The sequence below is a fragment of the Vreelandella stevensii S18214 genome (assembly GCF_000275725.1).
GTDB classification, from domain to species: Bacteria; Pseudomonadota; Gammaproteobacteria; order Pseudomonadales; family Halomonadaceae; genus Vreelandella; species Vreelandella stevensii.
This window is the reverse complement of sequence record NZ_AJTS01000049.1, coordinates 149,058-174,732: the sequence shown is the minus strand read 5'-3', so window position 1 is coordinate 174,732 and position 25,675 is coordinate 149,058. Positions and strand designations below refer to the sequence as shown.

The 25,675-nt window shown below is 61.5% G+C and carries 21 protein-coding genes and 1 pseudogene; 13 read left to right on the top strand and 9 right to left on the bottom strand.

The genetic code is table 11. From position 1 onward, the window contains the following. Window positions 1-67: 67 nt before the first annotated feature. The gene (locus HSS18214_RS0115930; protein ID WP_016916267.1) at window positions 68-1,564 is read right to left on the bottom strand and encodes an NAD-dependent succinate-semialdehyde dehydrogenase; all 1,497 of its coding nucleotides are present in this window, start codon (window positions 1,562-1,564) and stop codon (window positions 68-70) included. A 364-nt stretch (window positions 1,565-1,928) separates the two neighbouring features. Here HSS18214_RS0115930 and HSS18214_RS0115925 point away from each other — a divergent pair, with 364 nt between their 5' ends. Further along, on the top strand, window positions 1,929-3,149 hold the full coding sequence (locus tag HSS18214_RS0115925) for a GGDEF domain-containing protein (protein ID WP_016916266.1): 1,221 nt from the start codon (window positions 1,929-1,931) through the stop codon (window positions 3,147-3,149). Here the strand turns inward: HSS18214_RS0115925 and HSS18214_RS0115920 are convergent. Genes HSS18214_RS0115920 through doeA form a run of 3 tightly spaced genes read right to left on the bottom strand, consistent with a single transcriptional unit; the run spans window position 3,144 to window position 5,893 of the window. Next, complete coding sequence (locus HSS18214_RS0115920) at window positions 3,144-3,626, bottom strand: Lrp/AsnC family transcriptional regulator (protein ID WP_016916265.1); 483 nt, start codon at window positions 3,624-3,626, stop codon at window positions 3,144-3,146. The two genes, HSS18214_RS0115925 and HSS18214_RS0115920, sit on opposite strands and share 6 nt — an antisense overlap. An 8-nt stretch (window positions 3,627-3,634) precedes the next feature. Further along, window positions 3,635-4,666: a N(2)-acetyl-L-2,4-diaminobutanoate deacetylase DoeB gene (gene doeB, locus HSS18214_RS0115915; protein ID WP_016916264.1), complete on the bottom strand. Its 1,032-nt coding sequence runs from the start codon at window positions 4,664-4,666 to the stop codon at window positions 3,635-3,637. 27 nt (window positions 4,667-4,693) lie between these two features. Next, complete coding sequence (gene doeA / locus HSS18214_RS0115910) at window positions 4,694-5,893, bottom strand: ectoine hydrolase DoeA (RefSeq protein ID WP_016916263.1); 1,200 nt, start codon at window positions 5,891-5,893, stop codon at window positions 4,694-4,696. Between the two features lie 297 nt (window positions 5,894-6,190). Between doeA and HSS18214_RS0115905 the strand changes: the two genes are divergently transcribed. The 4 genes from HSS18214_RS0115905 (at window position 6,191) to HSS18214_RS0115890 (ending at window position 10,205) form a co-directional block, all read left to right on the top strand. After that, complete coding sequence (locus HSS18214_RS0115905; RefSeq protein WP_016916262.1) at window positions 6,191-7,126, top strand: 2-hydroxyacid dehydrogenase; 936 nt, start codon at window positions 6,191-6,193, stop codon at window positions 7,124-7,126. Between the two features lie 127 nt (window positions 7,127-7,253). Beyond that, complete coding sequence (locus tag HSS18214_RS0115900) at window positions 7,254-7,970, top strand: hypothetical protein (RefSeq protein ID WP_337459493.1); 717 nt, start codon at window positions 7,254-7,256, stop codon at window positions 7,968-7,970. Further along, complete coding sequence (locus HSS18214_RS0115895; protein WP_016916260.1) at window positions 7,971-8,903, top strand: LysO family transporter; 933 nt, start codon at window positions 7,971-7,973, stop codon at window positions 8,901-8,903. A gap of 72 nt (window positions 8,904-8,975) precedes the next feature. Continuing rightward, on the top strand, window positions 8,976-10,205 hold the full coding sequence (locus tag HSS18214_RS0115890; RefSeq protein WP_016916259.1) for a spore maturation protein: 1,230 nt from the start codon (window positions 8,976-8,978) through the stop codon (window positions 10,203-10,205). Window position 10,206: 1 nt separating this feature from the next. On the opposite strand, the gene HSS18214_RS0115885 is transcribed toward HSS18214_RS0115890, so the two are convergent. After that, window positions 10,207-11,220 (bottom strand): asparaginase, encoded by a 1,014-nt coding sequence (locus HSS18214_RS0115885; protein WP_016916258.1) that lies wholly within the window; start codon window positions 11,218-11,220, stop codon window positions 10,207-10,209. A gap of 33 nt (window positions 11,221-11,253) precedes the next feature. Continuing rightward, window positions 11,254-12,717, bottom strand: a complete 1,464-nt coding sequence (locus HSS18214_RS0115880) for an alanine/glycine:cation symporter family protein (RefSeq protein ID WP_016916257.1) — start codon at window positions 12,715-12,717, stop codon at window positions 11,254-11,256. 270 nt (window positions 12,718-12,987) lie between these two features. Between HSS18214_RS0115880 and HSS18214_RS0115875 the strand changes: the two genes are divergently transcribed. From HSS18214_RS0115875 to HSS18214_RS0115865, 3 genes are all read left to right on the top strand, one after another. Next, on the top strand, window positions 12,988-14,343 hold the full coding sequence (locus tag HSS18214_RS0115875) for an IS1182 family transposase (RefSeq protein ID WP_016913619.1): 1,356 nt from the start codon (window positions 12,988-12,990) through the stop codon (window positions 14,341-14,343). A gap of 294 nt (window positions 14,344-14,637) precedes the next feature. Further along, a complete protein-coding gene (locus HSS18214_RS0115870) occupies window positions 14,638-14,847 on the top strand; it encodes a type II toxin-antitoxin system VapB family antitoxin (RefSeq protein ID WP_016916256.1) in 210 nt (69 codons plus the stop codon). Continuing rightward, a complete protein-coding gene (locus tag HSS18214_RS0115865; protein WP_016916255.1) occupies window positions 14,844-15,224 on the top strand; it encodes a type II toxin-antitoxin system VapC family toxin in 381 nt (126 codons plus the stop codon). Before HSS18214_RS0115870 ends, HSS18214_RS0115865 begins: the two co-directional genes overlap by 4 nt. A 224-nt stretch (window positions 15,225-15,448) precedes the next feature. Here the strand turns inward: HSS18214_RS0115865 and HSS18214_RS0115860 are convergent, their stop codons facing one another. Then, window positions 15,449-17,641: an OsmC domain/YcaO domain-containing protein gene (locus tag HSS18214_RS0115860; RefSeq protein WP_016916254.1), complete on the bottom strand. Its 2,193-nt coding sequence runs from the start codon at window positions 17,639-17,641 to the stop codon at window positions 15,449-15,451. Between the two features lie 108 nt (window positions 17,642-17,749). Further along, window positions 17,750-18,034 (bottom strand): annotated as a pseudogene (locus HSS18214_RS19305) (alpha/beta hydrolase); the annotation flags it as partial. Between HSS18214_RS19305 and HSS18214_RS18350 the strand changes: the two are divergent. Beyond that, complete coding sequence (locus HSS18214_RS18350; RefSeq protein WP_193365627.1) at window positions 18,015-18,392, top strand: hypothetical protein; 378 nt, start codon at window positions 18,015-18,017, stop codon at window positions 18,390-18,392. The pseudogene HSS18214_RS19305 and the gene HSS18214_RS18350 overlap by 20 nt on opposite strands. On the opposite strand, the gene HSS18214_RS0115850 is transcribed toward HSS18214_RS18350, so the two are convergent. Further along, window positions 18,389-18,991 carry a TetR/AcrR family transcriptional regulator gene (locus HSS18214_RS0115850; protein WP_016916251.1) on the bottom strand — a complete coding sequence of 201 codons (603 nt, stop codon included), beginning with the start codon at window positions 18,989-18,991 and terminating at the stop codon, window positions 18,389-18,391. The genes HSS18214_RS18350 and HSS18214_RS0115850 overlap by 4 nt on opposite strands. A gap of 191 nt (window positions 18,992-19,182) precedes the next feature. Here HSS18214_RS0115850 and HSS18214_RS0115845 point away from each other — a divergent pair, with 191 nt between their 5' ends. Genes HSS18214_RS0115845 through HSS18214_RS0115830 form a run of 4 tightly spaced genes read left to right on the top strand, consistent with a single transcriptional unit; the run spans window position 19,183 to window position 25,631 of the window. After that, window positions 19,183-20,388: an efflux RND transporter periplasmic adaptor subunit gene (locus HSS18214_RS0115845; protein WP_016916250.1), complete on the top strand. Its 1,206-nt coding sequence runs from the start codon at window positions 19,183-19,185 to the stop codon at window positions 20,386-20,388. Beyond that, window positions 20,385-23,486 carry an efflux RND transporter permease subunit gene (locus HSS18214_RS0115840; protein WP_016916249.1) on the top strand — a complete coding sequence of 1,034 codons (3,102 nt, stop codon included), beginning with the start codon at window positions 20,385-20,387 and terminating at the stop codon, window positions 23,484-23,486. The genes HSS18214_RS0115845 and HSS18214_RS0115840 overlap by 4 nt, the downstream gene beginning before the upstream one ends. Continuing rightward, on the top strand, window positions 23,483-24,913 hold the full coding sequence (locus HSS18214_RS0115835) for an ATP-binding protein (protein ID WP_016916248.1): 1,431 nt from the start codon (window positions 23,483-23,485) through the stop codon (window positions 24,911-24,913). The genes HSS18214_RS0115840 and HSS18214_RS0115835 overlap by 4 nt, the downstream gene beginning before the upstream one ends. A gap of 13 nt (window positions 24,914-24,926) precedes the next feature. Further along, entirely contained in the window at window positions 24,927-25,631 is a 705-nt protein-coding gene (locus HSS18214_RS0115830; RefSeq protein ID WP_016916247.1) for a response regulator, read from the top strand. The last annotated feature ends 44 nt before the right edge of the window (window positions 25,632-25,675 follow it).

Below are 25,675 nucleotides of genomic sequence, written 5' to 3'. Positions count from 1 at the left end.
GCCCATTCAAGCGCCTAACGGGGGTTGTGGGAGGGTGCTTCAGCACGCGATGCTGTGGCTCCCAAACCTAGCTACCCGATACCGATCCCAGCGCGCCCAGGCAGTAGTACTTCGTTTCCAGGTACTCATCGATCCCCGTCGCGCCACCTTCACGGCCAAGGCCGGACTGTTTGACGCCGCCGAAAGGCACGGGCGGCCCGGTCATTTTCACCGAGTTGACGCTCACCATGCCGTACTCCAGAGCGCGCATCAGCTTCCAGATGCGGCGGATATCATGGGTGTAGATATACGCGGCCAGACCGTACTCGGTGTCGTTGGCCATCTCGATGACTTCGTCGTCGCTACTATAAGCGGTAATGCCGGCCACCGGGGCAAAGTTCTCTTCCCGCCATACCTTCATTTTTGGCGTCACACCGGTCAGCAGTACCGGCATGAAGAAGTTGTCGCCCGGCGCTTGGCTTTGGTCGCCCGCGATCAGGGTGGCACCTTTAGAGATGGCATCGTCCACAATCGCAGCCGCTTTTTCGACCGCTTGGCGGTGAATCAGAGGGCCAAGATCCACTTCGCCGTGCAGGCCGTTGCCTACGGTGAGTGCCGCCATGCGCTCGGTGAACTGGGCAACGAACTCATCGTGAATGGATTCGTGTACCAGAATACGATTCGCGGCAAGGCAATCCTGCCCGGCGGTTTGGAACTTCGCGGCCACGGCAGCGTAGGCCGCTTCTTTGGGGTCCATATCCGGCCCGACGATAAAGGGTGCGTTGCCGCCCAGCTCCAGCGAAAGCCGCTTCACGGTGTTGGCGCTCTGCTCGATGAGCAAGCGGCCAACACGGGTGGAACCAGTGAATGAAAGCGCCCGGATGCGCGGCTCGCCGCACAGAATTTTCGAGACTTCCGCAGGCTCGCCCAGCACGACGTTGAAGATACCTTCTGGAATACCCGCACGCTCGGCGAGTTCAGCCAGCGCCAGCGCTGTAAATGGCGTCTCGTTGGCCGGTTTCACAATCACCGGGCAGCCAGCCGCCAGCGCAGCGGCGGCTTTACGCGTGATCATCGCCAGCGGGAAGTTCCAAGGCGTGATCATCGCCGCAATGCCCACCGGCTCCTTGATGGTGCCGAGCGATGCATTGGGAATGTGGCTCGGGATGGTCTCGCCGTAGGTGCGCTTGCCCTCTTCCGCGAACCAGCGCACAAAGCTTGCGCCATACTCCACTTCGCCACGAGCATCGGGCAGTGGTTTGCCCTGCTCCAGGGTCATGATGGTAGCGAGGTCTTCGCGGTTGGCTTGAATGAGGTCGTACCACGCCAGCAGACGTTCGCAACGCTCATCGGCGCGCAGCGCCCGCCAGTGGACGAATGCCGCTTCAGCCGCATCCACCGCCGCCGTGATTTGATTCGCTTCCAGCAGCGGAATATGGCCAATGGCTTCGTTGGTTGCCGGGTCGTACACGGCCTCTTCACGGCCACCTTCGCCATGGGTCCACTTGCCGTTCACATAAGCGTACTGACGGAACAAGCGTGGATCTTCCAGACGTTTCACGAGGGCAGTGGATAGTGTGGTCATGACTCTTCTCCAGGAGGCTGCCACGACGCTGAGAGCAGGTATTGGCAACGACCGTGACGCTACAAGAAAGGGGTTTCAGCTGCCGCTCTGCGGGCTTGCTGCAATGCCTGTAGCGTAAGGGAGATAGCCCACGAAGTGTTTTTGAAAGTGAACGTTTAAACGCGGGATTTTTTTGTGGAACGGGCATTTTCACGCGTTTTTTTTGGGTGACGCACGTCCTGCCATATAACTTGTACAAGAATATAAAATATTGTGGCAAATGATGGCTGCCGCCTTCTGTCAGGGCGATTCTGACGTAATATGAGATCTAGTCACGCACCTGAACTTGCCGCTGGCCTCTGCTTGCCGCTCAAGAGATAACGCCGTGTATCGACTTCCCTACTTTCAGCAGCTCTCCGAGCATATCGGCCACCTGACCGTTCGAGAACGCTACGATCAGGATCGCCATGAGACACGGCTGCGCTCGATGAAAATGCTCACGGGCTGGCTCGCGCTGTTTTATTTTTCGTACACATTGGTGGATATCTACTTGCTCCCCGATATCGCCTTGCGCTCTTTGGCGATGCGCTTTCTGCTGATGGGGCCCGCCACCCTTCTGCTATTTTCCTATTATCGACGTCCCGTGCCCATCCGCCAGAAAGAGCTGGCCGGGGTACTGGTGGTCTGCTTGGGCACGGTGGTGTGGTGCGCCATTTTATTGGGTTCACAAGACCCGGACGTGCTGGGCTACTTCTACGCAGGGCTCGTCTTTTTGCTGGTGATTACCATCGTCTCAACACCGCCCTTCGAATATAGCCTTTATGGTTCGCTGTTCATCTTTACCTGCCTGTACAGCATGATATTCTTCTTGCCTGGGGCTCATCCTGACTATGTGATGAACCACCTCTCCTTGGGCGTTCCGGTGCTGGTACTCTCGCTCATGGCAAATTATCGCTTCTCGTCCGAATCGTTGCGGCTCTACCTTGAAAACACACGCGTAGAGCAGCTGCGTACCGAGTTGGCTGCCCGGAATGCCGAACTGGAGAAAATGACCTATCTGGATCCCCTGACCGGGCTTGCCAACCGCCGAGGCCTAGGGCGCTTTGCCTCCACCTTGACGCAGCCTGATACGCCACTGGCAGTCGCCGTCATCATCGTCGATGTGGATCACTTCAAAGCCTTCAACGACTTTTACGGTCATTCCGAGGGGGACCGCTGCCTCCGCGCGGTGGCAGGCGCGCTTCAGGCAGCCTGTCAGGGCAGCGGTATCGTCTGCCGGTTTGGTGGCGAAGAGTTTCTGGTATTGAGCTGCGAACACGCCACCGTGGCCAACGCCGTGGCGCTGGCCGAGCGCATTCGACTGAAAGTCGCTCATCTGGGAGTGCCTCATGCCCCGACCACCGAGGGTAAAGTGACCGTGAGCGTGGGAGTATGCGCAGGCCCTGTGGCCCCTGATGCACACATTGACAGGCTCATCAAAGCGGCCGACGACGCGCTGTACGAGGCCAAGCGTGAAGGCCGCAATCGCGTCAGGTCGGGCACGCTCGCAAACCCTGGCAGCAACGTCTCTCCTGACGAGACCATTGGAACCCAGCCAACCTTATAGCGGGCTGCACAAATCACTATCGATGGCGATGGACTGGCGTTTGACGGTCTTGGTGACGATATAGGTGAAATAGCGTTCGATCCCCGCCTCGGATACCAGCCACTTGTCCATCAGCCGCTGGTAGCTGTCGATGGTGCGGGCCTCGAACTTCACCAGATAATCAACGCCACCGCCCACGGCCACACATTCGGTGACCTCGGGGGTAGCCATCACGAGCGCTTCAAAACGGGCAAAGCTTTCGGCGTTGTGCTGCTTGAGCTCGATCTGCACCCACACGGGGTTGCGCGGCACCAATACGTCCGCATTGATGCGTGCCGTGTAGCCTTCGATCACACCCGCCTTCTCCAGGCGCTTCACCCGCTCCCAACAGGGGCTGACCGAGAGATTGATCGCCTCGGCCAGCTTCGATTTGGTGATCCGTCCATCCCGGGAGAGGATATCGAGGATTTTTAAATCATAGCGATCCAGTTTCATCATGCCGAGGGCTATGCCTCCAGGCGTTCGACAACGTCGGCGATCACCGCCAGGGTGTCGCCCATATTGATCAACGAAGGGGCCCGGCGCGCCATCAGAATGCCGTCGCGCTCGGCCTGGTACGCTACCGGTGCCGACCCGCTGCGGGTCATGTCATAAACGTAGGCAATGGTCTGGCCCTTCTTCACTTCGTCGCCCAGTGCCACCAGCAGCTCCAACACGCCGGCGTGCTGGCTCTGCACGTAGCAGCTGGCGTCCGGCATATCCAGGTACATCTGCCCGCCTTCGGGCATCTCCACGTTGCCTTCTACCAAACCGTAATGAATCAGGAAGTTGCGCACGCCGCGCTCGGCAATGGCGATGCTTTGCGGGGTGGAGGTACCGCCGCCTCCAAGCTCGGTGGCCACGAATACTTTGCCCTGACGTTCGCAGGCGGTATCGAACAACTTTTCGGCATCCAGCTCGAACATCACCATGGCATAAGGCGCACCGAAGGCCTTGGCGCCTTCCAGCGCCGCCTGCTGCTGGTGTTTGTCATCCAGTACGTGAGACGCACCAAACGGCAGGATATCCAGCGTGCGGCCACCGGAGTGCAGGTCGAGCACGACATCGCTCATGGGCACCAACACCCGGGTGAAGTAGTCGGCAATTTGTGAGGTCACCGTGCCGTTAGGGTCGCCGGGAAAGCTGCGGTTCAGGTTGCCTTTGTCCATCGGCGAGGTGCGCTTGCCTGCCATCACCGCCGGGGTGTTCATGCAGGGCACGATGATCACACGGCCAGTCACCTCCTCGGCCTTGAGCGTCGAGGAGAGCTTGAGCAGCGACGTTATGCCTTCGTACTCGTCACCATGGTTGCCCCCCGTCAACAGGGCCGTGGGGCCTTCGCCGTTCTTCACCACGGTCACGGGAATCATCACCGCCCCCCAGGCGGATTCATCGGTGGAGATTGGCAGCTTCAAGAAGCCGTGCTGCACGCCGTCGGCGTCGAAGTCGACGGTGGCAGAGATGGGGCTGGGCCGCAGTGAGTTCGGTTGAAGCGTCATGGTAAATCCTTTTTATTGAACGAGCGGCTATTTCACGAACAGCTGGCGGGGGAAGTTTGCCAGCGTTTCGCAGCCGTCTTCGGTAATCAGTATGCTTTCGGTAATTTCCAGCCCCCAGTCATCGACCCACAGGCCCGGCATGAAGTGAAAGGTCATGCCCGGCTGCAGGATCGTCTCGTCCGAGGGGCGCAGACTCATGGTGCGCTCGCCCCAGTCAGGGGGGTAAGAGATGCCAATCGGGTAGCCACAGCGCGCGCCACCGCGGTCAAAACCGTACTTGTCCATGGCCGCCCCCAGCGCCATGGCGATGTCGGCCGTGCGATTGCCGGGCTTGGCAACGGCCAAACCGTTTTCGATGCCTTCCAGCAAGGCCGATTCGGCGCGGATGAAGTCGGTGGGCGGCGTGCCAAGGAACACGGTGCGCGACATGGGCGCATGGTAGCGCTTGAACACCCCGGCAATTTCGAAGAAGGTGCCTTCACCATTGCGGAACGGCGTATCGTCCCAGGTCAGGTGTGGCGCCGCCGCATCCTTGCCCGTAGGCAGCATGGGCACGATGGCCGGGTAATCACCGCCAAACACCTTGCCGTTTTCGTCGATGAACCCTTCGATGCCCACGCGATAGATTTCAGACACCAGCTTGCTCTTGGGCAGCCCCGGCTCGATCACTTCCAGAATGCGCGAGTGCATGCCTTCGACGATCCTGGCGGCGACCCGCATATAGGCAATTTCCTGGGGAGACTTGATCGCCCGGCACCAGTTCACCAGCGCATTGGCATCCATGAAGCGCGCGTGGGGAAGCTCCTTGAGCAGGCTTTGGTAAGCCTTGGCGGAAAAGTAGTAGTTGTCCATTTCCATGCCCACCACGCCGGTGTGCCAGCCACGGTCGGGCATGATCGACTGCGCCAGATACTCCATCGGGTGCATGTCGGGGTTCTGGACGTAGTAATCCGGGTAATAGGTGATGTTATCGGGGTGAATCCAGCAGGTGCGCAGCGCGCCATTGGCATCCATCCGGCGACCAAACCACACCGGCTCACCCTCCAACCCCACCAGCACGCACTGGTGCACATAAAATGACCAGCCGTCGTAGCCGGTCAGCCACGCCATGTTGGAAGGGTCGCTGACGATCAACACATCGATGCCGCGACCGGCCATTTCAGCACGCACTTTCCATAAACGGCTGGCGTACTCTTCACGGGTGAAAGGCAGGGAAACCTCTGTCATCGGGCAACTCGCCAATAAAAGATCACTTAGAACCAGCGCCCGCGGTAAGTCGCGGCACTGGGCCACAGGATCGACCTGGTCACCGCCGCTGCTGGCCCGCCAATGTCGCCTTGCCCCGATACTAGCACCCCTCCTTGGTCAGCGGTCAAAGCCTTTATGTCAAAAATTGCATAGACCGTTAACATCGCTTCTAACGAGGCGTTGACCGCGAAGCGACGCGCCTCGCATGGGTTGCGGTCTTCGGGTTCTCTCGCTCATGATAGAGCTTCCCCCAGAAGCCGCAGCTAAGGAGCCTTCATGAAAATTGTCGTCCATATCGACAATGCCGAGCAGTGGCAGGCCGCTATTGCCGACGCATTGCCGCAGGCCACGGTATTGACCAGCGGTGCCCCGGCCAGCGAGCGGCTCAATGCCGATTACCTGGCCGTCTGGAAGGCACCTGCCCATTTGCTGCAGGAGCAAACGCGCCTGAAGGGCATCATCAATCTCGGAGCAGGCGTCGACCACTTGCTCAATACGCCGGGCCTTCCTGAAGGCGTGCCCATCGTCAAGCTGCGCGACGCGGGCATGAGCGAACTGATGGCCGACTACGCGCTATACGGCGTGCTGCACTTCTACCGCAGCATGGACCGCTACCGCGAACAGCAGGCCCACGCCCAGTGGGCGCCGCAGCCAGTCGCCGACAAGGCCGACTGGCCGGTGGGCGTGCTGGGGCTCGGGGCCATTGGTGGCTACGTGGCCAGTGCGCTACAGCAGGCAGGGTTTCCGGTCTGGGGGTGGAGCCGCTCTGCCAAACAGATCAGCGGGGTACGCTGCCTGCATGGTGACGAGGGCCTGGACCAGCTGTTAAGCAAGGTGCAAAGCGTCGTGACCATCCTGCCGGATACCCCGGCCACTCGGCATATCCTGAACGCCGCCCGGCTGGCGCAACTTCCGCCAGGGGCAAGTGTGATCAACCCTGGGCGCGGGAGTCTGATCGACGAACAAGCCCTGTTGAAAGCCCTTGGCACGGAACAGCAGCCAGGCCACCTGCGCGGTGCGCTGCTGGACGTCTTCCACGAAGAGCCGCTGCCTGCCAACCACCCACTGTGGCAGCACCCTAGGGTGATCGTGACGCCGCATATGGCGGCCCCGACCCCGTTGAATGACGCCATCGATCAGGTCATCTCCTATCTGCATGCCTTCGATGCCGGTGAACCTCTCGCCACCGTCAACCCTGAGGCGGGCTACTGACGCCCACTGCTCGGCACGTTATACTTTGCCAAGTGCTATCGTTTGCTGAGAACGGGCCAGCGACGCAGGGGAACCAAGGGCTGAGTCAAGGGCTCTGAGGATCATATATTCAATGGAGGAATGGCCTTTGCGTCATATTAACGTCACTGCGGCTCGCCGCTGGCTGAGCATTGCCGTGGGTGCCCTGAGTATGTCTGGCATGACAGCCGCCGTCGCAGAGCAGCCCGTCGAGGATGTTGCTTGGGCTGCCCCGCAGCCGTTCGAAGCACAGTACCGGCTGGAGATTCGTGGTTGGCCGGGCGCGACCATCACCCATACGCTATCCAACGAAGGCCTGCACTGGCTCAGCGACATGAGCTTTTCCGTGGCCGTGGCGCGCGGCCAAGAGCGCAGCCGCTTTGCGGTGGACGATGACGCCACACGCTCGCTGCTCTATAACAGCAGCTACTCGCTGTTTGGCGTGGGCGACAGCTACCAGCTGAACGAAGCCGATATCCACTCGCTGGACCGCCAGACGGCTCTGTTCGACCTGTCACGGCGGGTCGGCCATGAAGACTGCACCCAAGAAGCGCCTTGCGATATCTCGTTCGTGGACCACCGGGGCCGAGACGAGCACTTCCAGTACTACCTGAATCCCCCGGCCAGCGTCAGCGTCCCCGCTGGGGATTTCGATGCCCAGCCGGTCACCTTGGTAGATGCCGAGAAACCCGACCGTCACCTGGTGATCAATTTTCACCCTGACTGGCCCGGGCTGATCCTCTCTGCGGAGTACCAAAAGGAGGGGCGTCGCCAGACCGCCATCACCATGACACGCTTCACGCCTGACGAGGGTAATGAACGCTAGATGCTCTCAGGATTATTGATCGTATTGTTGCCGCTGTTTCTGGGCTATCTGGTTCGCGTTCGCTCCACGGCGTGGCTGAATCTCATCAACCGAGCCGTCAGTGGCTCGGTGTACTTGATACTGCTGTTCATGGGGGTGAGCCTGGCGGGGCTTGAAAATCTGGGTAGCCAGCTGTCTCGCCTCGGGGGTAACGCCCTGCTGCTGTTCAGTATCACCACCCTCTTCAATCTTGCCGCCCTCTGGTGGCTGTCCAGACGCGTACGCCTGAGCGCGGGGAGCTCTCCCGTGGTCAAGGACGCCCCCACCAGCAAACTGGCGGCCATGGGCGGCTCGCTGATGCTCGTCGCCGTGGTGGCCGGTGGCGTGGCGCTGGGACTGCTGCTCGGCCCTGTGCTGGGGGAAACGCTGTTTACCATGGCGGACTGGCTGGCAGAGTGGGTGCTCTACGTGCTGCTGGTGTTGATTGGCTGCCAGCTGCGTAATTCGGGCATGCCGCTCAAGCAGATTCTGCTCAACCGCCTGGGGCTCGCCATTGCGGTCACCCTGGCGCTCAGCTCGCTGTTGGCAGGATTGGCCGCCGCCCCTCTGCTCTCGCTGCGTTGGAACGAAGGCCTGGCCATGGCCTCCGGGTTTGGCTGGTATTCGCTGTCGGCCATTCTGATTGGCGACCAGCTCGGCCCGCTGATGGGCGGCGTAGCGTTCTTCAACGACCTGACCCGCGAGCTGCTGGCGTTCATACTGATTCCTCTGGTCATCCACCGCCACACCGCGCTGGCAATTGGCTATGGCGGGGCCACCTCCATGGACTTCACCCTGCCCGTGATTCAGCAGCATGGCGGCGTGGCCTGTGTGCCCATTGCCGTGGTCAGCGGCTTTATCCTCTCGCTACTCTCCCCGCCGCTGATTCTGTTCTTTCTTTCGCTGTCGGGTTAGCGTGAGCGGGCGCTCCTTGGGTAGGATACGCAGCTAGCGTATTGCTTCGATCATCAAGGACGCCCACCCACCATGCTCAACGGAATCTGGTTAAGCTTTTTCATTGCCGCCTTTGCGGCATCGCTCTGGCAATGGCTGGTGGGTGGCGACAGCGAGGTGTTTGCCCGCCTGGTGCAGTCGCTGTTCGAAATGGCAAGGGTCAGCGTCGATATCATTCTGGTGCTGCTGGGCACCATGACGCTGTGGCTGGGATTTCTGGCCATTGCTGAAAAGGCGGGGTTAATCCGCCTGCTGGGGCGAGTGCTCGACCCGCTGTTCTGCCGCTTGATGCCCGAAGTGCCCCGCGGCCACCCGGCCATGGGGCTGATCAGCATGAACTTTGCCGCCAACATTCTAGGCCTGGATAACGCTGCGACGCCCATTGGCATCAAGGCGATGCATTCGCTGCAAACCCTGAACCCCAGCCGCGATACCGCCAGCAATGCGCAAATCCTGTTTCTGGTACTGAATACCTCGTCGCTGACCCTGCTGCCCGTCACGATTTTCATGTACCGCGCCCAGCAAGGGGCGGCAGAGCCGACGCTGGTGTTCCTGCCGATTCTGCTGGCGACCAGTGCATCCAGCCTCGCCGGGCTGCTGGCGGTGGCCATCATGCAGCGTCTGAAGCTTTGGCAACCGGTGGTGCTGGGGTACTTGCTGGCCGCTGCGCTGGCCCTGGGGCTTTTGATCACCACGCTGGCGGGGATGTCGGCTCAAGCGCTGGCCGCCGCTTCCACGCTGGTTGGCAACCTCACGCTGTTCAGCATTGTGATCATGTTCCTGGTCGTGGGCGCGCTGCGCGGCGTGAAGGTGTATGACGCCTTTATCGAGGGTGCCAAAGAAGGCCTGAGTTTTACCATCACCCTGCTACCCTACCTGATTGCCATGCTGGTGGCTGTTGGGGTGCTGCGCGCCAGCGGCGTGCTGGATGCCGGGCTTGGCGGCATTCGCTGGCTGGTGGAAGGCATTGGCTGGGATACCCGCTTTGTCGATGCCCTTCCCACCGCCTTTGTAAAGCCACTCTCCGGCAGCGGCTCCCGCGCCATGATGATCGAGACCATGAACACCTTTGGTGTCGATAGCTTCCCTGGGCTACTGGCTGCCACGTTCCAGGGCAGCACCGAAACCACCTTTTATGTGCTGGCGGTCTACTTCGGCGCAGTAGGCATTAGCCGCATTCGCCATGGACTGGGATGCGCCCTGGTCGCCGATGTGGCAGGCATCACCACCGCCATTCTGGTGTGTTACTGGTTCTTTGGCTGAATCAGCAAGATCGTTCGCCACGCATCGCTGCGCTGAGTGCTTTGCGCAGCGCTGGCCCGGAAAGCCCACGGCCAAGCAGAACGATGAGTTTGGCCACGGCGGCTTCCAACGTGATGTCTCCTCCAGCGATCACGCCCGCCTGATTGAGCGCCGCCCCGGTGGCGTAGGCGCCTTGAATGACCTCTCCCTGAGCGCACTGCGTGACGTTGAGCAGCGCCACGCCCCGCTCATGGGCCGCTTTCAAGGCGTCGAGCAGTGCACCGTCAAAGCTGGGCGGGTTCCCCACACCGTAGCTGTGCAGCACCACGCCTTTCAGCGTGTCGTCTGCCAATAGCGCTTTTGCGCGCGTTAGCGCCATACCCGGGTGCAACGGCAGCACCGCTACCGCCTCGTCATCGAGTTCGATGGGAGCAAAGTTGGGCTCCCCGCTGAGCAGCGCCGAGGGCTGGGGAAAGGTGATGCCAATGCCGATCTCGGCCAGCCAGGGGAAGTTGGGAGAGTCGAAGGCATCCAGGCCTTGAGTACGCACCTTGCGGGCGCGGTTACCGCGTAGCAGTCGGTCATGGAAGACCAGGCTCACTTCGCAGGGTGTGGCCGGATGAGCCGCCAGCTGTAGCGCGCTGACCACGTTGTTCAGCGCGTCGCTTCTGGGCTCACCCAGCGGAATTTGAGAGCCGGTGAAGATCACCGGCTTGTTCAAGGCCCCGAGCATGAACGACAGCGCCGACGCACTGTAGGCCATGGTATCGGTGCCGTGCAGAATCACGAAGGCATCGTAGACCTGCCAGTGGGCTTCCAGCGCCGCGATCAGTCGATTCCACGCCTCGGGCATCAGCTCGGCGCTGTCGATCAGCGGCTGCATTTCCACCACCTCGAAGGCAGGCAGCCGGTAGGGGTCACCCAAGGCCAAATGTGCCGCCAGGCGCTCGGCCAGCCCCGCGCAGGGCACATAACCTTGTGGCGATGGCTGCATGCCAATGGTGCCACCCGTGTAAAGCATGAGGACGCGGGGCATGGGGACTCCTTATCGAATTGAATACAAACGCACTTACTTCGCGGGCGCGCTTTCCAGCCGCTGCTTCAGCGCTTCAGCTTCTTCCGGATCCAGCTCCCACGCTTTGGGGTCCAGATCGAGATCAGGATGCTGGTTGGCATCGAAAATCGGCTGTTTGATGCCCTGGCGGCGCTGGCGATCAAAGTCGTTCAGAATGCGCAGGCCGCACTTGAACAGCAGGATCAGCGCCACGAGGTTGACCACTGCCAAGAGGCCCATGGTCACATCGGCGAAGCCAAACACGGTGCCTAGATCGGTGGTCGCGCCCCAGCACACCAGCAGTACAATCGCCACCCGGAAGGCGTTGAACAGGTTCTGGTTGTCACGGCTGAAGAAGTTCAGGCTGTTTTCGCCCAGGTAGTAGTTGTAGAGGATGGTGCTGAAGGCAAACAGCAGCAGCGCCAGGCTCACGAAGGTGCGGCCCCACTCGCCCACGTGGTCTGCCAAGGCAGCCTGGGTGAGCGCGATACCTTCGACACCCGCCCCGGCGGCGGGGTCATACACGCCGCTGAGCAGAATCAGAAACGCCGTGGCCGAGCAGATGATCACCGTATCGATGAACACCGAGAACGCCTGCACGATGCCTTGGTTGGCCGGGTGTGGCACATACGCCACGGCAGCCACGTTGGGCGCACTGCCCAGGCCCGCTTCGTTGGAGAACAGGCCACGCTTCAAGCCCATCATGATGGCAGCGCCAATCCCACCACCCACCAGCGGCTCCAGGCCAAAGGCGCTCTTGACAATCAGGGCAATCACCGCGGGGATATCCCCCAGGTTCATGGCAATCACTAACAGCGCCACGGCGATATAGCCCACGGCCATGAAGGGCACCAGGAATTCGGAGATGCGAGCAATCCGCTTGATGCCGCCAAAGATGATCAGGCCCACCAGCATTGCCAGCGCAATACCGCTGTACAGCACCGGCACGCCGAAGGCGTCGCCAAACGAAGTGGCAACGGCATAGGATTGCAAGGCGGTAAAGGCAAAACCGAAGGTGAGTAACAGCAGTACCGAGTAGAACGCTGCCAGCCAGCGCCACTGCTTGCCCAAACCTTTGACGATGTAGTACGCCGGACCACCACGGTAGGTACCGTCGCCTTCCGCCTGTTTGTAGGTTTGCGCCAGGGTGCACTCTAGAAAGCTGGTGGCCATGCCCATCAAACCGACGATCCACATCCAGAAAATCGCCCCCGGGCCGCCCAGCGTAATCGCCACGGCCACGCCGGCGATGTTACCGCCGCCCACGCGCCCCGCTACCGACAGTACCAGCGCCTGAAACGAGCTCAAGTGGCCGTGCTGATTACGCTTGAAGGCTTGACCGGAACCCAGAATTCGGAACATCTGACCAAAATAACGAAACTGTACGAAGCGGGAGGCAACGGTAAAACCGATACCAACGCCCACCAGTAATACGAGCAGAACCCTCCCCCAGAGGAGGTCGTTGAGCATATCGAGCATGGGATAGTCTCCGCATTTTTATATTGGCGTTATGGTTGTAATCGCGTCCTTGTTTGCGATTGAAAGGCGCGCAGAGTGTTGTACCAAGCCAAAAGCGGGATGACGCTTGGCGCAGCGATGCAGTTGGTTGCACTCACTGCGCCAGTGGGTGCATCACAGTGCATCAGGCGTATACAGCCCCCGCGAGATGATGACTGCTAGCAGCCTGTCGGTCTTTCCGTTGCACCGTGAGATACTGACCACCGTCATCGCCGAGCTGAGAAGATCGCCATGAGCCGCTTCATCCCTGTGGATCGCCAGACCGATTACCTGCTGCCGCCTTCGGTAGACGAGTGGTTGCCCGATGGTCACCTGGCGCGGTTCGTTGTCGATGTTGTCGAACAACTGGACCTCTCGACGTTGACCCGGCGTTACATGGGGCGGGGTTCCAAGGCACATCACCCGGCGGTGCTACTGAGCCTGCTGATCTACGGCTACGCCACCGGGGTGGTCTCCAGCCGCAAGATCGAGCGTGCCACCTATGACTCGGTGGCGTTCCGCTACCTGGCCGCCAATACCCATCCCGACCATGACACGCTGGCCACCTTTCGCCGCCGCTTTCTGCCGGAACTGGAACAGTTGTTCGTACAGGTGCTGCTGCTGGCCCGCGAGATGAAGCTGCTCAAGCTTGGCACCATCGCCCTGGACGGCACCAAGCTCAAGGCCAACGCCAGCAAGCACAAGGCGTTGTCGTATGGCCATGCCAAGAAGCTGGAGGCACAGTTCAGGGCAGAGGTGAAAGCGCTGACCGAGCGGGCCGAGTCGGCGGACAAGGAGGACGCGGCCGACGGCATGGATATCCCCGCCGAGATTGCCCGCCGTGAAGCCCGCCTGGCGGCCATCGCTGAGGCGAAGGCCAAGATCGAGGCGCGCGCCGAGGAGCGGGACGCCACCGAGCAAGCCGCCTATCAGGAAAAGGTGGCGCGGCGGGAGGCGCAGCGCAAGGCCGGCAAGAAGCCCCGTGGGCGTGACCCCGAACCGCCCACTGGTGGCCCGCGTGACAAGGATCAGATCAATTTCACCGACCCGCAGTCGCGCATCATGCCGGTCACCGGCAAGGGGTTTGATCAGTGCTACAACGCCCAAGCCGCGGTTGATACCGAGAGTCTGCTGGTGACCCATGTCCACGTCACGCAGGCGACCAATGACAAGCAGCAAGTCATGCCGCTACTGACGGCCTGGCAAGGTTACCCGGAAACGCTGGGAAAACCTGACCACCTGCTGGGTGATACCGGCTACTTCAGTGCCAGCAATATCCAGGCCTGCCATGACCATGGTATCGAACCGCTGTTGGCGATGAAGCGAGACGTCCATCACCTTCCGGTCTTTGAACGTTTCGCCGCGGATCCGCCTGCCCCGGAGAGCGAGGACCCCGTCGAACAGATGGCACACCGCTTGAAGACGCAGGCGGGCCGAGCGCTCTACGCATTGCGCAAACATACCGTGGAGCCGGTCTTCGGGATCATCAAACACGTGATGGGGTTCCGGCAGTTCTCGCTACGCGGACTGGATAAGGTCAGCGGCGAGTGGCGATTGGCCACCATGGCGTGGAATATCAAGCGGATGCACCGGTTGACGGCGGGCTGAGGGCTCGCCGCGCCCAACCGGCCAGCAGGCAAGGCGTCAGAACCGCCTTGCAGAAGCTGAGGGGCAGGTTAAGAGCCACACAACAGCACCAACACCAACACCAACACAGGGGGGGGTGAAGAACCCACGCCTCAGCTCATCCATTAACCTCAAGTCCGACAGACTGCTAGAGAGAATGTACCGAGCAGTCATCTGATGATGTTACTGCGATGCCCACTTGTGAAGATGCACCGATTGACGTTAAATAACATCAATATCGATGCAAGCGAGTGCACGACCAGGCAGGAGTGAACGATGCGAACCACTGTTACCATTGACGATGAGCTCTACGAGCAGGCATTGGCGTTTGCCGAGCCGGGAATGGATAAACCGTCAGACCTCTTTCGCGAGGCCATGAAGACCTATGTCCGCGTGCAAGCCGGTCGACGCCTTGCAGCCTTGGGTGGGACTGCGCCAGAGATGCCCGACATACCCCGCCGTCGCGAGGCGCCTTCAACGCAATGAACGTGCTAGTCGACACATCGGTCTGGGTGGATCATTTCAGAAAACGAAACGATGCCCTGATCGGATTGATCGAAAAAGATCTTGTGCTCAACCACCCCATGGTTTTAGCTGAGCTTGCCTGCGGGACACCTCCCTCCCCGCGCACTCAAACGCTAAAGAGTGTTGCCCTCTTGCGGCCCTGTCATCAGGCTAGTTTGTCGGAGGTGATGGACTTCATCGAACGTGAAAAGCTCTATGGCCTGGGCTGCGGCTTAGTCGACATGTGCTTACTTGCCTCAACACTTATCACGCCCGATACGCAGTTATGGACGCTAGACAAGCGTCTCGCGGATATGGCGGACAAGTTCGCTGCGGCCTACCGGGTCGCGGTACATTGAGAGCTGATCACAATATCCGCTTGAACTGCTTAATAAAATAGCCACCATCGATCAACATTGCTGTAGGCATGGCTTCTTTTCCTTCTTCAAACGAAAAACGCCCCAGGGGTCGGCTTATCCCGAGATATGTGGGAAAGCTTACTGCCCAGGGCGTGGATAACGCTTAGCTTACGGAGTGCTTAATACATCGCCAACCCCTACATCCGTAACATCATTACCACCGATTAGGGGCACGCAATGCCCGCGTTTGCCGCCCTGGCCGCGTGAAGCTTCTTGTAGCTTTCGATGAGGCGCTGGTGGCGCTCCAGCCCCTCCAACTGCATGTTGGTGGGAGTAAGGCCGTGGAAGCGCACGCTGCCATCCACCGAGCCAACCACCGCCGCCATGGTGGCTTCGCCGAACATGCGCTGGAAGTTGGGCAGGTAGTCGTCCAACGCCAGCTCGTCGTCCAGGGCAATCTCCAGCACCGCGTTCACGGCTTGATAGAACAGGCCACGCTCGACGGTGTTGTCGTTGTACTGCAGGAACATCTGCACGCAGTCCAGCGCCTCTTCATGACGGCCAAGCGCCAGGTAGACCAGCAGCTTCAGCTCAAGGATGGTCAGCTGGCCCCACACGGTGTTCTCGTCGAACTCGATACCGATCAGCGTGATGATATCGGCGTGGTCGTCCATCTGACTCTCTTCCAGCCGCTCGACCAGATCGGTCAGCTGTGCGTCGTCCAGGCGGTGCAGGTTGAGGATATCTTCGCGGTAATCCAGCGCCTTGTTGGTGTTATCCCAAATCAGGTCTTCGATGGGGTACACCTCGGAGTAGCCCGGCACCAGAATGCGGCACACCGGTGCGCCCAGGTCTTCGTGTACCGCCATGTACACTTCGGCCCCCAGCTCCTCGAAAATACCGAACAGGGTCTCGGCTTCTTCCTCGTTGCTGCCGGAGAAGTCCCACTCGCTGAACTCGAAGTCGGGTTTGGCACTGAAGAAGCGCCAGGAGACCACGCCCACCGAGTCGATGAAGTGCTCGACGAAGTTGTTCGGCTCGGAGACGGTCTGGGAATTGAAGGTCGGCAGCGGCAGGTCGTTCAGGCCTTCGAAACTGCGCCCCTGCAGCAGTTCGGTCAGGCTGCGCTCCAGCGCCACCTCGAAGCTTGGGTGGGCACCAAAGGAAGCGAATACCCCGCCGGTACGCGGATTCATCAGCGTCACGCACATTACCGGGAACTGCCCGCCCATGGAGGCATCCTTCACCAGCACCGGGAAGCCCTGGGCTTCCAGGGCATTGATGCCCTCGACAATGCTGGGGTACTTGGCCAGCACTTCTTGCGGTACGTCGGGCAGGGTCAATTCCTGTTCGAGGATTTCCCGCTTCACCGCCCGCTCGAAAATCTCTGAAAGGCACTGCACCTGAGCTTCCACCAGCGTGTTGCCCGCGCTCATGCCATTGCTGAGGAACAGGTTTTCGATCAGGTTGGAAGGGAAGTAGACCGTTTCGCCATCGCTTTGGCGCACAAAGGGAAGCGAAACGATGCCCCGGTCTTCACGGCCCGAGTTGGTATCAATCAGGTTCGAGCCACCCAGCTCGCCTTCCGGGTTGTAAATCGCCAGGCAGTGCTCGTCGAGAATTTCGGCGGGCAGCTCGTCATTCGGCCCCGGCTTGAACCACTTCTCATTGGGGTAGTGCACGAATTCGCTGTTCGCGATCTCTTCGCCAAAGAACTGATCGTTGTAGAAGAAGTTGCAGCTCAAGCGTTCGATGAACTCGCCCAGCGCCGAGCACAGCGCGCTCTCTTTGGTCGCGCCTTTGCCGTTGGTAAAGCACATGGGGGACGCCGCATCGCGGATATGCAGCGACCACACGTGAGGCACGATATTGCGCCAGGAGGCGATCTCGATCTTCATACCGAGGTTCGCCAGAATCGCGCTCATATTGGCGATGGTCTGCTCCAGCGGCAGGTCCTTGCCGGGGATAAAGGTGCTGCCACCCTCGGGTGCCCCCATCAGCAGCGCCTGGGCGTCTTCGTCGATGTTCTCGACCACCTCGATCTGAAACTCGGGGCCGGTCTGGATGACCTTCTTCACCGTGCAGCGGTCGATGGAGCGCAGAATACCTTCGCGATCTTTTTCCGAGATATCTTCCGGCAGCTCGACCTGAATCTTGAAGATCTGCTTGTAGCGGTTTTCCGGGTCGACGATGTTGTTTTGCGACAGGCGAATGTTCTCGGTGGGAATATTGCGCGCGTTGCAGTACACCTTGACGAAGTAGGCGGCACACATGGCCGACGACGCCAGGAAGTAGTCAAACGGGCCAGGGGCCGAGCCGTCGCCCTTGTAGCGAATCGGCTGGTCGGAGATGACCGTAAAGTCGTCGAACCTGGACTCCAGGCGGAGGTTGTCGAGATAGTTAACTTTGATTTCCATAAGCGGGCGTCCGGAGTAATGAGTGTGCCTGAGCGCCAACGCATCAGGCGAATGGCGGCCATTATCCAGTTTTTTGCCCGCTTCGTCTTGGGCAGTCGCTTGAATCGCTTATTGCGGATCCAGCAAGAACGGCAGCGCCTCTTCCAGCAGCAGGTCAGGAACCTCCTCGGCAATGTAGTGCCCGCAGGGCAGCGCCTTGCCCTCTACCTGCGTCGCTACCTTGCGCCATTCAGCCAAGGCATCGAAGCAGGCTTCAATCGCGCCTTGGGCACCCCACATCACGTTGATCGGGCAGGTGAGCTTCACACCCGCGTCGATATCCGCCTGATCGTGCTCTAAATCGATAGTCGCGCTGGCGCGGTAGTCGCCGCAGATGCCAGTGGCCCCCGGCAAACGCCCCTGCCATAACCGCTATGTGGGGGCGGCAGTCAAACTCGCGGACCGGCTGTTCTTGATCGACCACGAAACTCTGAACGGTCACGAGATCACCCAGACCATTCTGTTTCCCAGCTTTCAAAGCCAGGTAACGCGATTGACGGGGCTGAAGATGGGCGTGGCAGACAACAGCGAGCGCATGCCCTGCTGTGTGAGAGTGGTGTATCAGCGGCTGGATGAACAGACCAGCCTGCGCGAAGCGCTCGCCCAGTGCGGGCTACTGGCACTGGACGACCCATCCCTGGATGCGGCGCTACTGGCCGCCATTCAGAACGATATCGCCGCAGGGGAGTACCATTTTCGTGCGCGCCATTAACGAGGCGGTGGCGTCGCAGTCGTCAGCACGTGGGAAAACAGAATGGCTTCGAACTGCTCCATGGGAGCCAGCGACTTGAGCGTCTTGGCGCGCAGGATGGCACCTTCCCACCCCGAGAGAATGAAGCTGGCCAGCGTGTCAGGTGACAACGCTTCCGGCACGCTGCCGTCTGCCTGCGCTTGGCTCAAGCACGTGACCAGGCGTTTTTCCCAGCGCTGGAAGACCACGTTGAGCGCATCGCGGAAGGTGTCGTTCTGGCCCGCCAGCTCCTGCCCCAGGTTGCCGATCAGGCAGCCCGTGGAGTGGTCACAGTCGAGCATATGCGCCCTACCTGCCGCGAAGTAGCGACGCAGACGTTCGAGGGGCGGCACGGCCGAATCTTCCATCAAGGTGGCCAGATTGGCATCGTATTGGCTGGCAAACCGCTCGATCACCGCCAGACCAAAGTCCTCTTTACTGGCAAAATAGTGGTAAAACGAACCCTTGGGTACACCGCAGGTTTTTAGAACGGCATTGATACCCGTGGCGTTATAGCCCTGCTGGGCAATCAGCTCAGCGCCGGTATCAATCAACTTATCGCGCGTGGCGGTGTTTTTCATAGCGTCATGCAGACCAGGAAGTCTATGGTTTTTCACGTCAATGATGACAGGTATCGGAAACCGCGTCAGCGTTTGGGTTGCACGCTATTTGCACAATGCTTGCCTAATCGCTGCGTAGGAATCGGTGATGCTAGCACGATCTTGCCACTTCTCGGGCATTTTTGCCTTCAGCCAATGGATACCCCCCGGCCATGACTCCACCTCGCTCTTTTGCCTCCTCACAGCAAGGCCGCCTGGGCCTGGGTGCCCTGGCCGCCTTGCTGGTACTGGCAGGCGGCCTTGCCGTGGCCTGGTGGATCATCAGCCAGCCACCCAGGGTAGAGCGCAGGCCACCGCCACCGCCCGTGCCCCCGGTGGTCGACGTGATGACCGTCGAACAGCGCCAACAGTCGCCTACCCTGAGTGGCTTTGGCCGTGTCGAAGCGGAACAGTCGACGCTGCTGGCCAGCCGCGTGGCCGGGCAGCTTGAACGTTTTGCCGAAGGCGTACTGCCCGGCCGTGTGGTCGAGCAGGGAGCACCGGTGGCTTACATCGACCAGGCCGACCTGCAGCTGGCACTGGAGGATGCCCAGGCTCAACTGGCAAACGCCGAAGCCCAGCTGGCCCTGGAGCAGGCCGAACAGCAGCGCGCCCGCAGTGAGTACGAGTCGTTCGGCAGGCAGCTCAGCGCCGAACGGCGTGCGCTGGTGCTGCGTGAACCCCAGCTGCGCCAGGCCCAGGCGCAGCTGACCCAGGCGCGCGTAGTCCGCGACCAGGCGGCGCTAAACCTGGAACGAGCCACCCTCACGGCGCCCTGGCGCGCCATGGTTCAGGAGCGCCTGGTGGGGGCTGGCAGCCTGCTGAGCCAAAGCACCGAAGTGCTCAGCCTGGTGGGTGTCGAGCAGTTCTGGGTACGCGCGTCGCTGCCCGGCGATACGTTGGCCTGGCTGGAGAGTGGCGGTCGCGTCACGCTCACCAGCCAAGGCTGGCCCGATCAGGCCGAACGGGAGGGCGAGCTGCTCTCCGTGCTGCCCAACCTGGAAGAGAACGGCTTGCAGGCCCAGCTGCTGATTGCCGTGAACGACCCATTGGCCCTGAATCATGAGGGTCCCGCCCTACGGCTGGGCGACGTCATGCGGCTCACCTTCCACACCCGGGCCCAGGAGCCACTGATCAGGCTACCCTCTGCCGCGCTTCGCCCCGGCGAGCAGGTCTGGTGGGTGGACGACGACAACCGCTTGCGCAGTACCCGCGTCACTCTCGCTTATCGCGGCCAGGATGACGTACTGATCCGGGAGGGCCTGGAAGCGGGCCAGCGCGTGGTCGTTGCAGGCCTGGCGCAGCCCCGCGAGGGGCAGGAAGTTCGCCTGCGCCAACGCGGCGACACCCCGGCACGTGATCAGGAGAGCGCTCAATGATGCGTAAAGGCCCGTTGGCGTGGATGGTGGATCACGGCGTTGCCCCCAACTTGATGATGGTGCTGTTCATCGTGGGCGGCCTGATGGCCTCGATGGCCATCAAGAAAGAGGTCTTTCCGGAGTTCGAAACGGAAATCGTCCAGGTCTCCATCAGCTACCCAGGCGCCACCCCGGAAGATATCGAGCAAAGCCTGCTGCTGCCCATGGAAGCCGCCATCGCCAACGTGGAAGGCATCGACGAGATGACCGCCAGCGCCAGCGAAGGCAGCGGCGTGGTCAGCGCAACGCTGATCGACGGCGTGGATGTGATGCGCGCCTACCAGGACATTCAACAGGCCGTTAATGCCATTACCACCCTGCCCGCCGCTGCCGACCCGCCCCGCATTACCTTGGCAGGCCGCTCGCGCAGCGTCGTCAGCCTGCAGGTGTACGGCAGGGTGGGCCAGGAAGCCCTGCACGACGCCGCCGAGAACGTGCGGGCCGAGTTACAGGCCACCAGCGGCATCTCCCGGGCGGAGCTCTCCGGCAACCGGGACCGGGAAATCCAGGTGCACCTGGACGATGAAGCCATTGAGCGCTACGGGCTCGATCATCAGCAGTTGGCCAGCCGCATCGCCGCCGAAGCACTGGATCTGGCCAGCGGCCAGTTGACCACCGCCGAGGGCGAATGGCTGATCCGCTACCAGGGGCGCCGCAATAGCGCCGAAGAGTTCGCCGAGCTGCCCATTCTGACCACGGCCCAGGGCTCGCCGGTGCTGCTGCGTGACATTGCCCAGGTTAGTGAAGGCTTTGCCGAAACCGACCGAGAGGAGTTCTACAACGGCCAGCCAGGCATCTCGGTGGATGTGTACCAGATTGGCGGCCAGACTCCGACCAGCATTTCCAACGCGGTACGCGGCGAGCTGGAAAGGCTGCGCGCCAACCTGCCCGACGGCGTGAGCCTGGACATCGCCCGGGACAGCTCGGAAGTCTACGAAGACCGGCTCGGCCTGCTGCTCAAGAACGCCTGGATGGGCCTGGCGCTGGTGCTGGTGCTGATGGCGCTGTTTCTCGAAGCGCGACTGGCGTTCTGGGTGACGCTGGGCATTCCCACGGCGTTTCTCGGGGCCATGCTGTTCCTGCCCTGGATAGGCGTCTCGCTCAACATGATGTCGATGTTCGCATTCATCATTGCGCTGGGCATCGTCGTCGATGACGCCATCATGGTGGGCGAGAACATCTACAGCTATCGCGAAGAGGGTTACTCGTTCCGCGATGCGGCGGTCAAGGGCGCCCAGGAAATTGCCACGCCGCTCACCTTTGCGATCCTCTCGAACATCGTGGCCTTTCTGCCCCTGCTGTTCCTGCCCGGTTTTTTGGGGCTGATCTTTGCCACGGTGCCGGTCGTGGTGATCACGGTCTTCGTGATCTCGCTGGTGGAAGCGCTGCTGATCCTGCCCGCGCACCTGGCCCACGCCAACAAGCCGAGGCAAACTCCAGCCTGGCAGCGCCCTCTGGAGGCCGTGCGGCTACGCATGCAGCAGGGGCTGCATCATTTCACCTACCGGCGCTTCGAGCCCTTTCTGCAGGGTGCACTGAACCAGCGCCTGCTGACCGTCTCGCTGGGCGTGGCGCTGCTGGCGATCACCTTAGCATGGGCCATGAGCGGCCGATTGGGCTTCTCGCTGATGCCCCGGGTGGAATCCGACCAGGTGCAGGCCAGCGTCACCCTGCCGATTGGCAGCCACATCAGCGTCAGCCGCGAATTGAGCCAGCAATTGCTGGACGCCGCCACGGCCCTGAGCGAGCGTGAAGAGGGGTTGAGCTTCACCAGCACCCGTAGCCGTCTGGATGGCGAAAGCCTCTCCGTACGCCTCGACATCGCTTCGGAAAGCCTGGAGAGCTGGCCACCCTCACGCATTGCCCGCGAGTGGCGTGAACTGACCGGCGACCTGCTGGGCGCGCAATCGGTCCGCTTCGAATCCGACTTTGGCGGCCCCGGCAGCGGCGCCGCGCTGAGCCTGCGGCTTTCTCACCCCAACACCCAGGTGCTGGAGGCAGCCGCCACACGATTGGCCGAACAGCTGGCAGAGTACGGGCTGACGGACATCGACAGCGGCCTGGGTGACGGCAAGCCACAGCTGGAAATGCGCCTGTCGGCCGAAGGCCGCTCGCTGGGGCTGACCGGCAGTGACCTGGCACAGGCCCTGCGTGGTCCGCTGCAAGGCGCCACCGCCGTCGAGCAGTTCATCGGCCGCCGAGAGGTCAGCGTCGAAGTGCGCTTACCGGAAGCCTCTCGCGATAGTCTCAGTGAGCTGTACCGGCTTCCCGTACGCACCCCCGAGGGGCTCAGCGTGCCGCTGTCGCGGGTGGCCGACATCACCCTCAGCCAGGCGTCCAGCAGCCTGCAACGCATCAACGGACGGCGCATCATCACCGTCACCGCCGACTCCGAGGGCGACCAGGCCATCAATCAGGTGCTCGCCACCTTGCAGGAGGATGTCTTCCCCACCCTCAGCAATACCTGGCCGGGCCTCGAAGTCAGCATGGGTGGCCGCCAGCAGGATACCGCCGACAACCTGGCCACGCTGCGCAAGGCCATGTGGCTGATGATTGCGGCACTCTATGCCCTGCTGGCGATTCCCTTCCGAAGCTACTTGCAGCCGCTGCTGGTGATGGCCGCCATTCCGTTTGGTATCGTAGGTGCCATTGGGGGACATATGCTGATGGGTTTTGGCTTGTCGATCATCAGCCTGCTGGGCATGCTGGCGCTGTCCGGCGTGGTCATCAACGATGCCCTGGTGCTGATCGACTACGCCAACCGCAAGCGGCGCGAAGGCATGGCGCCTCGGGAAGCCATCGTGGCCGCCGCCACACGCCGATTGCGGCCAATCATGATGACCACACTGACGACCTTCCTGGGGCTGGCACCGATGATTCTGGAAACCTCGCGACAGGCACGCTTCATGATTCCCATGGCCATCTCTCTGGGTTTTGGCATGCTATTCGCCACGGTCATTCTGTTGGTTCTGGTGCCCTGCCTCTATCTCAGCCTGGAGAATCTGCGCGAACGCCTCAGCGCACCGCCCCCTCCCGAACCCGAGAGGGCTAACCCATGAAGGCGTTACATAGCCTGCGCCAGTGGCGCCCTTCGCGGCTGGGCATGAAGCTGTTCGCGGCCATCCTGAGCGTCAATGTGGCCATTGCCGCCAGCGTATTTCTGGCGGTCACCTACAGTATCGACCGCGGCTTTCTCGACTACCTGAACCAGGCCCAGGAGCGCCGTGCCACGCTGCTGGCCGACGGCCTCATTACCCGTTGGGAAACTCAGAACAGCTGGGCGTGGCTGGAAGAGGCCCCCGACCGCTGGCCCTACATCGTGCGCTTCGAGCTGGGCCAGGAGCATCGTGATCGGCCATCTCCCTTGGGGGAGGCGCAGGATTTCGCTCTACAGGATGCCGATGGCCACGCCATCATTCCCCCCAGCGATACTCCACGGGGCTCCCGCAACTGGCACTGGATGACCCTCTACAGCGATCTGGCGCCCAATGGCCAGCGTGAAGCCATTGGCGCCCTCGGCTTTCGCCCGCCCCAGGAGATGATGGAGCGCATGGAGAGCCGCTTTCTGGAGCGCCAGCAGCGCAACCTGATCCTGATCGTGGTCTCGCTGGGCCTGGCCTCTCTGCTGCTGGCTGGCGGACTCTCCTGGTGGCTGGGCCGACGCACGCGGGCGCTGGCCGGTGCCACCCTGCGGCTCACCGAAGGCGACTACCATACCCGCTTGCCCGAACGCGGCCGCGATGAGCTGTCTCGCCTGGCCCGGGATTTCAACGTGCTGGCGGCCACCCTGGAAGCCAGCCGCGAGGCCCGGGCACGCTGGGTGTCGGACACGGCCCATGAGCTGCGCACGCCGCTGGCCGTACTGCGCGGTGAAATCGAAGCCATGCAGGATGGTATTCGCCCGCTGAATCAGGAAAACCTGAGCTCGCTGGCCCAGGAAGTGGCTCAGCTGGAGCGCCTGGTCTCCGACTTGCGACTGCTCTCGCAAAGCGATGCGGGAGCGCTGGACATCCAGCTGGCCCCGCTGAACCTGAGCGACAGTCTGGGCAGCCGCCTGACCGACGCCGACCGCTGGCTGGAGCAGAGCGGCCTGAGCCTGACCTGCCAGCTGGAAGAGGACATCATGATTCGCGGCGATGCCCAACGCCTGCGCCAGCTGTGGAGCAATCTGCTGGACAATAGCTGTGCCTATACGCAATCGCCTGGGGCGCTGCGCGTCACGCTCGGCTGCGCGCGCGGTCAGGCCGTCATCGTCTGGCAGGACAGCTCCCCCGGCGTCCCCAACAGCGAGCTGGGGCGGCTCACCGAACGCCTGTATCGGGTCGAGGGGTCGCGTAACCGTGCCAGCGGCGGTAGCGGCCTGGGCCTGTCAATTGCCAGCGCCCTGGTGAGTGCTCACGGGGGCACCATGGAAGCCAGCGCCTCGACATTGGGCGGGCTGGCCTGGACACTGCGCTTTCCGCTGATTTCTTCTGACCCTTACTGAATGCGAGTTGACCATGACCCAGGAAGCATCCCTGCTGATCGTCGAAGACGAACCCAAAATTGCCAGGCTCATGGCGGACTACCTTGGCAGCCATAACTTCGCCCCCACCATCATCGGCCATGGCAGCGACGTGATGCCCTGGCTCACCCAGCACTCACCGGCGCTGGTACTGCTGGACGTCATGCTGCCCGGCAAGGATGGCCTCACCCTGTGCCGGGAAATACGCCAGCAGTGGCCGCTGCTGCCCATCATCATGGTGACGGCCAAGGTCGAGGAGGTGGACCGGCTGCTGGGGCTGGAGCTGGGCGCCGATGACTACATCTGCAAGCCGTTCAGCCCCCGCGAGGTGGTGGCCAGGGTCAAGGCCGTGCTGCGCCGCAGCCAAGCCATTGCCGAGGCCACCGGCCACACCCCGACCACACGGCAAGCGCCGGTCACCCTGGATGAAGAGGGCTGGCAGGCCCTCGTCAATGGCCAGGACCTGGGGCTCACCGCCGTGGAGTTTCAGCTATTACGCGTTATGATGCAGTCGCCGGGGCGTATTTTCAGCCGCGAGCAGTTGATGGACCACATGTATCGCGACAACCGCATCGTGTCCGAACGTACCGTCGACAGCCATATCAAGAAGCTGCGCAAAAAGATCACCGAAGCCCTGCCCGAGCAGGAAATCATTCGCTCGGTGTATGGTGTGGGTTACAAATATCAGCCCGAAGGGTAAGCCTGGCAGGTCGACAGGCGCACTTGGGCACCGCTACGGGTCAA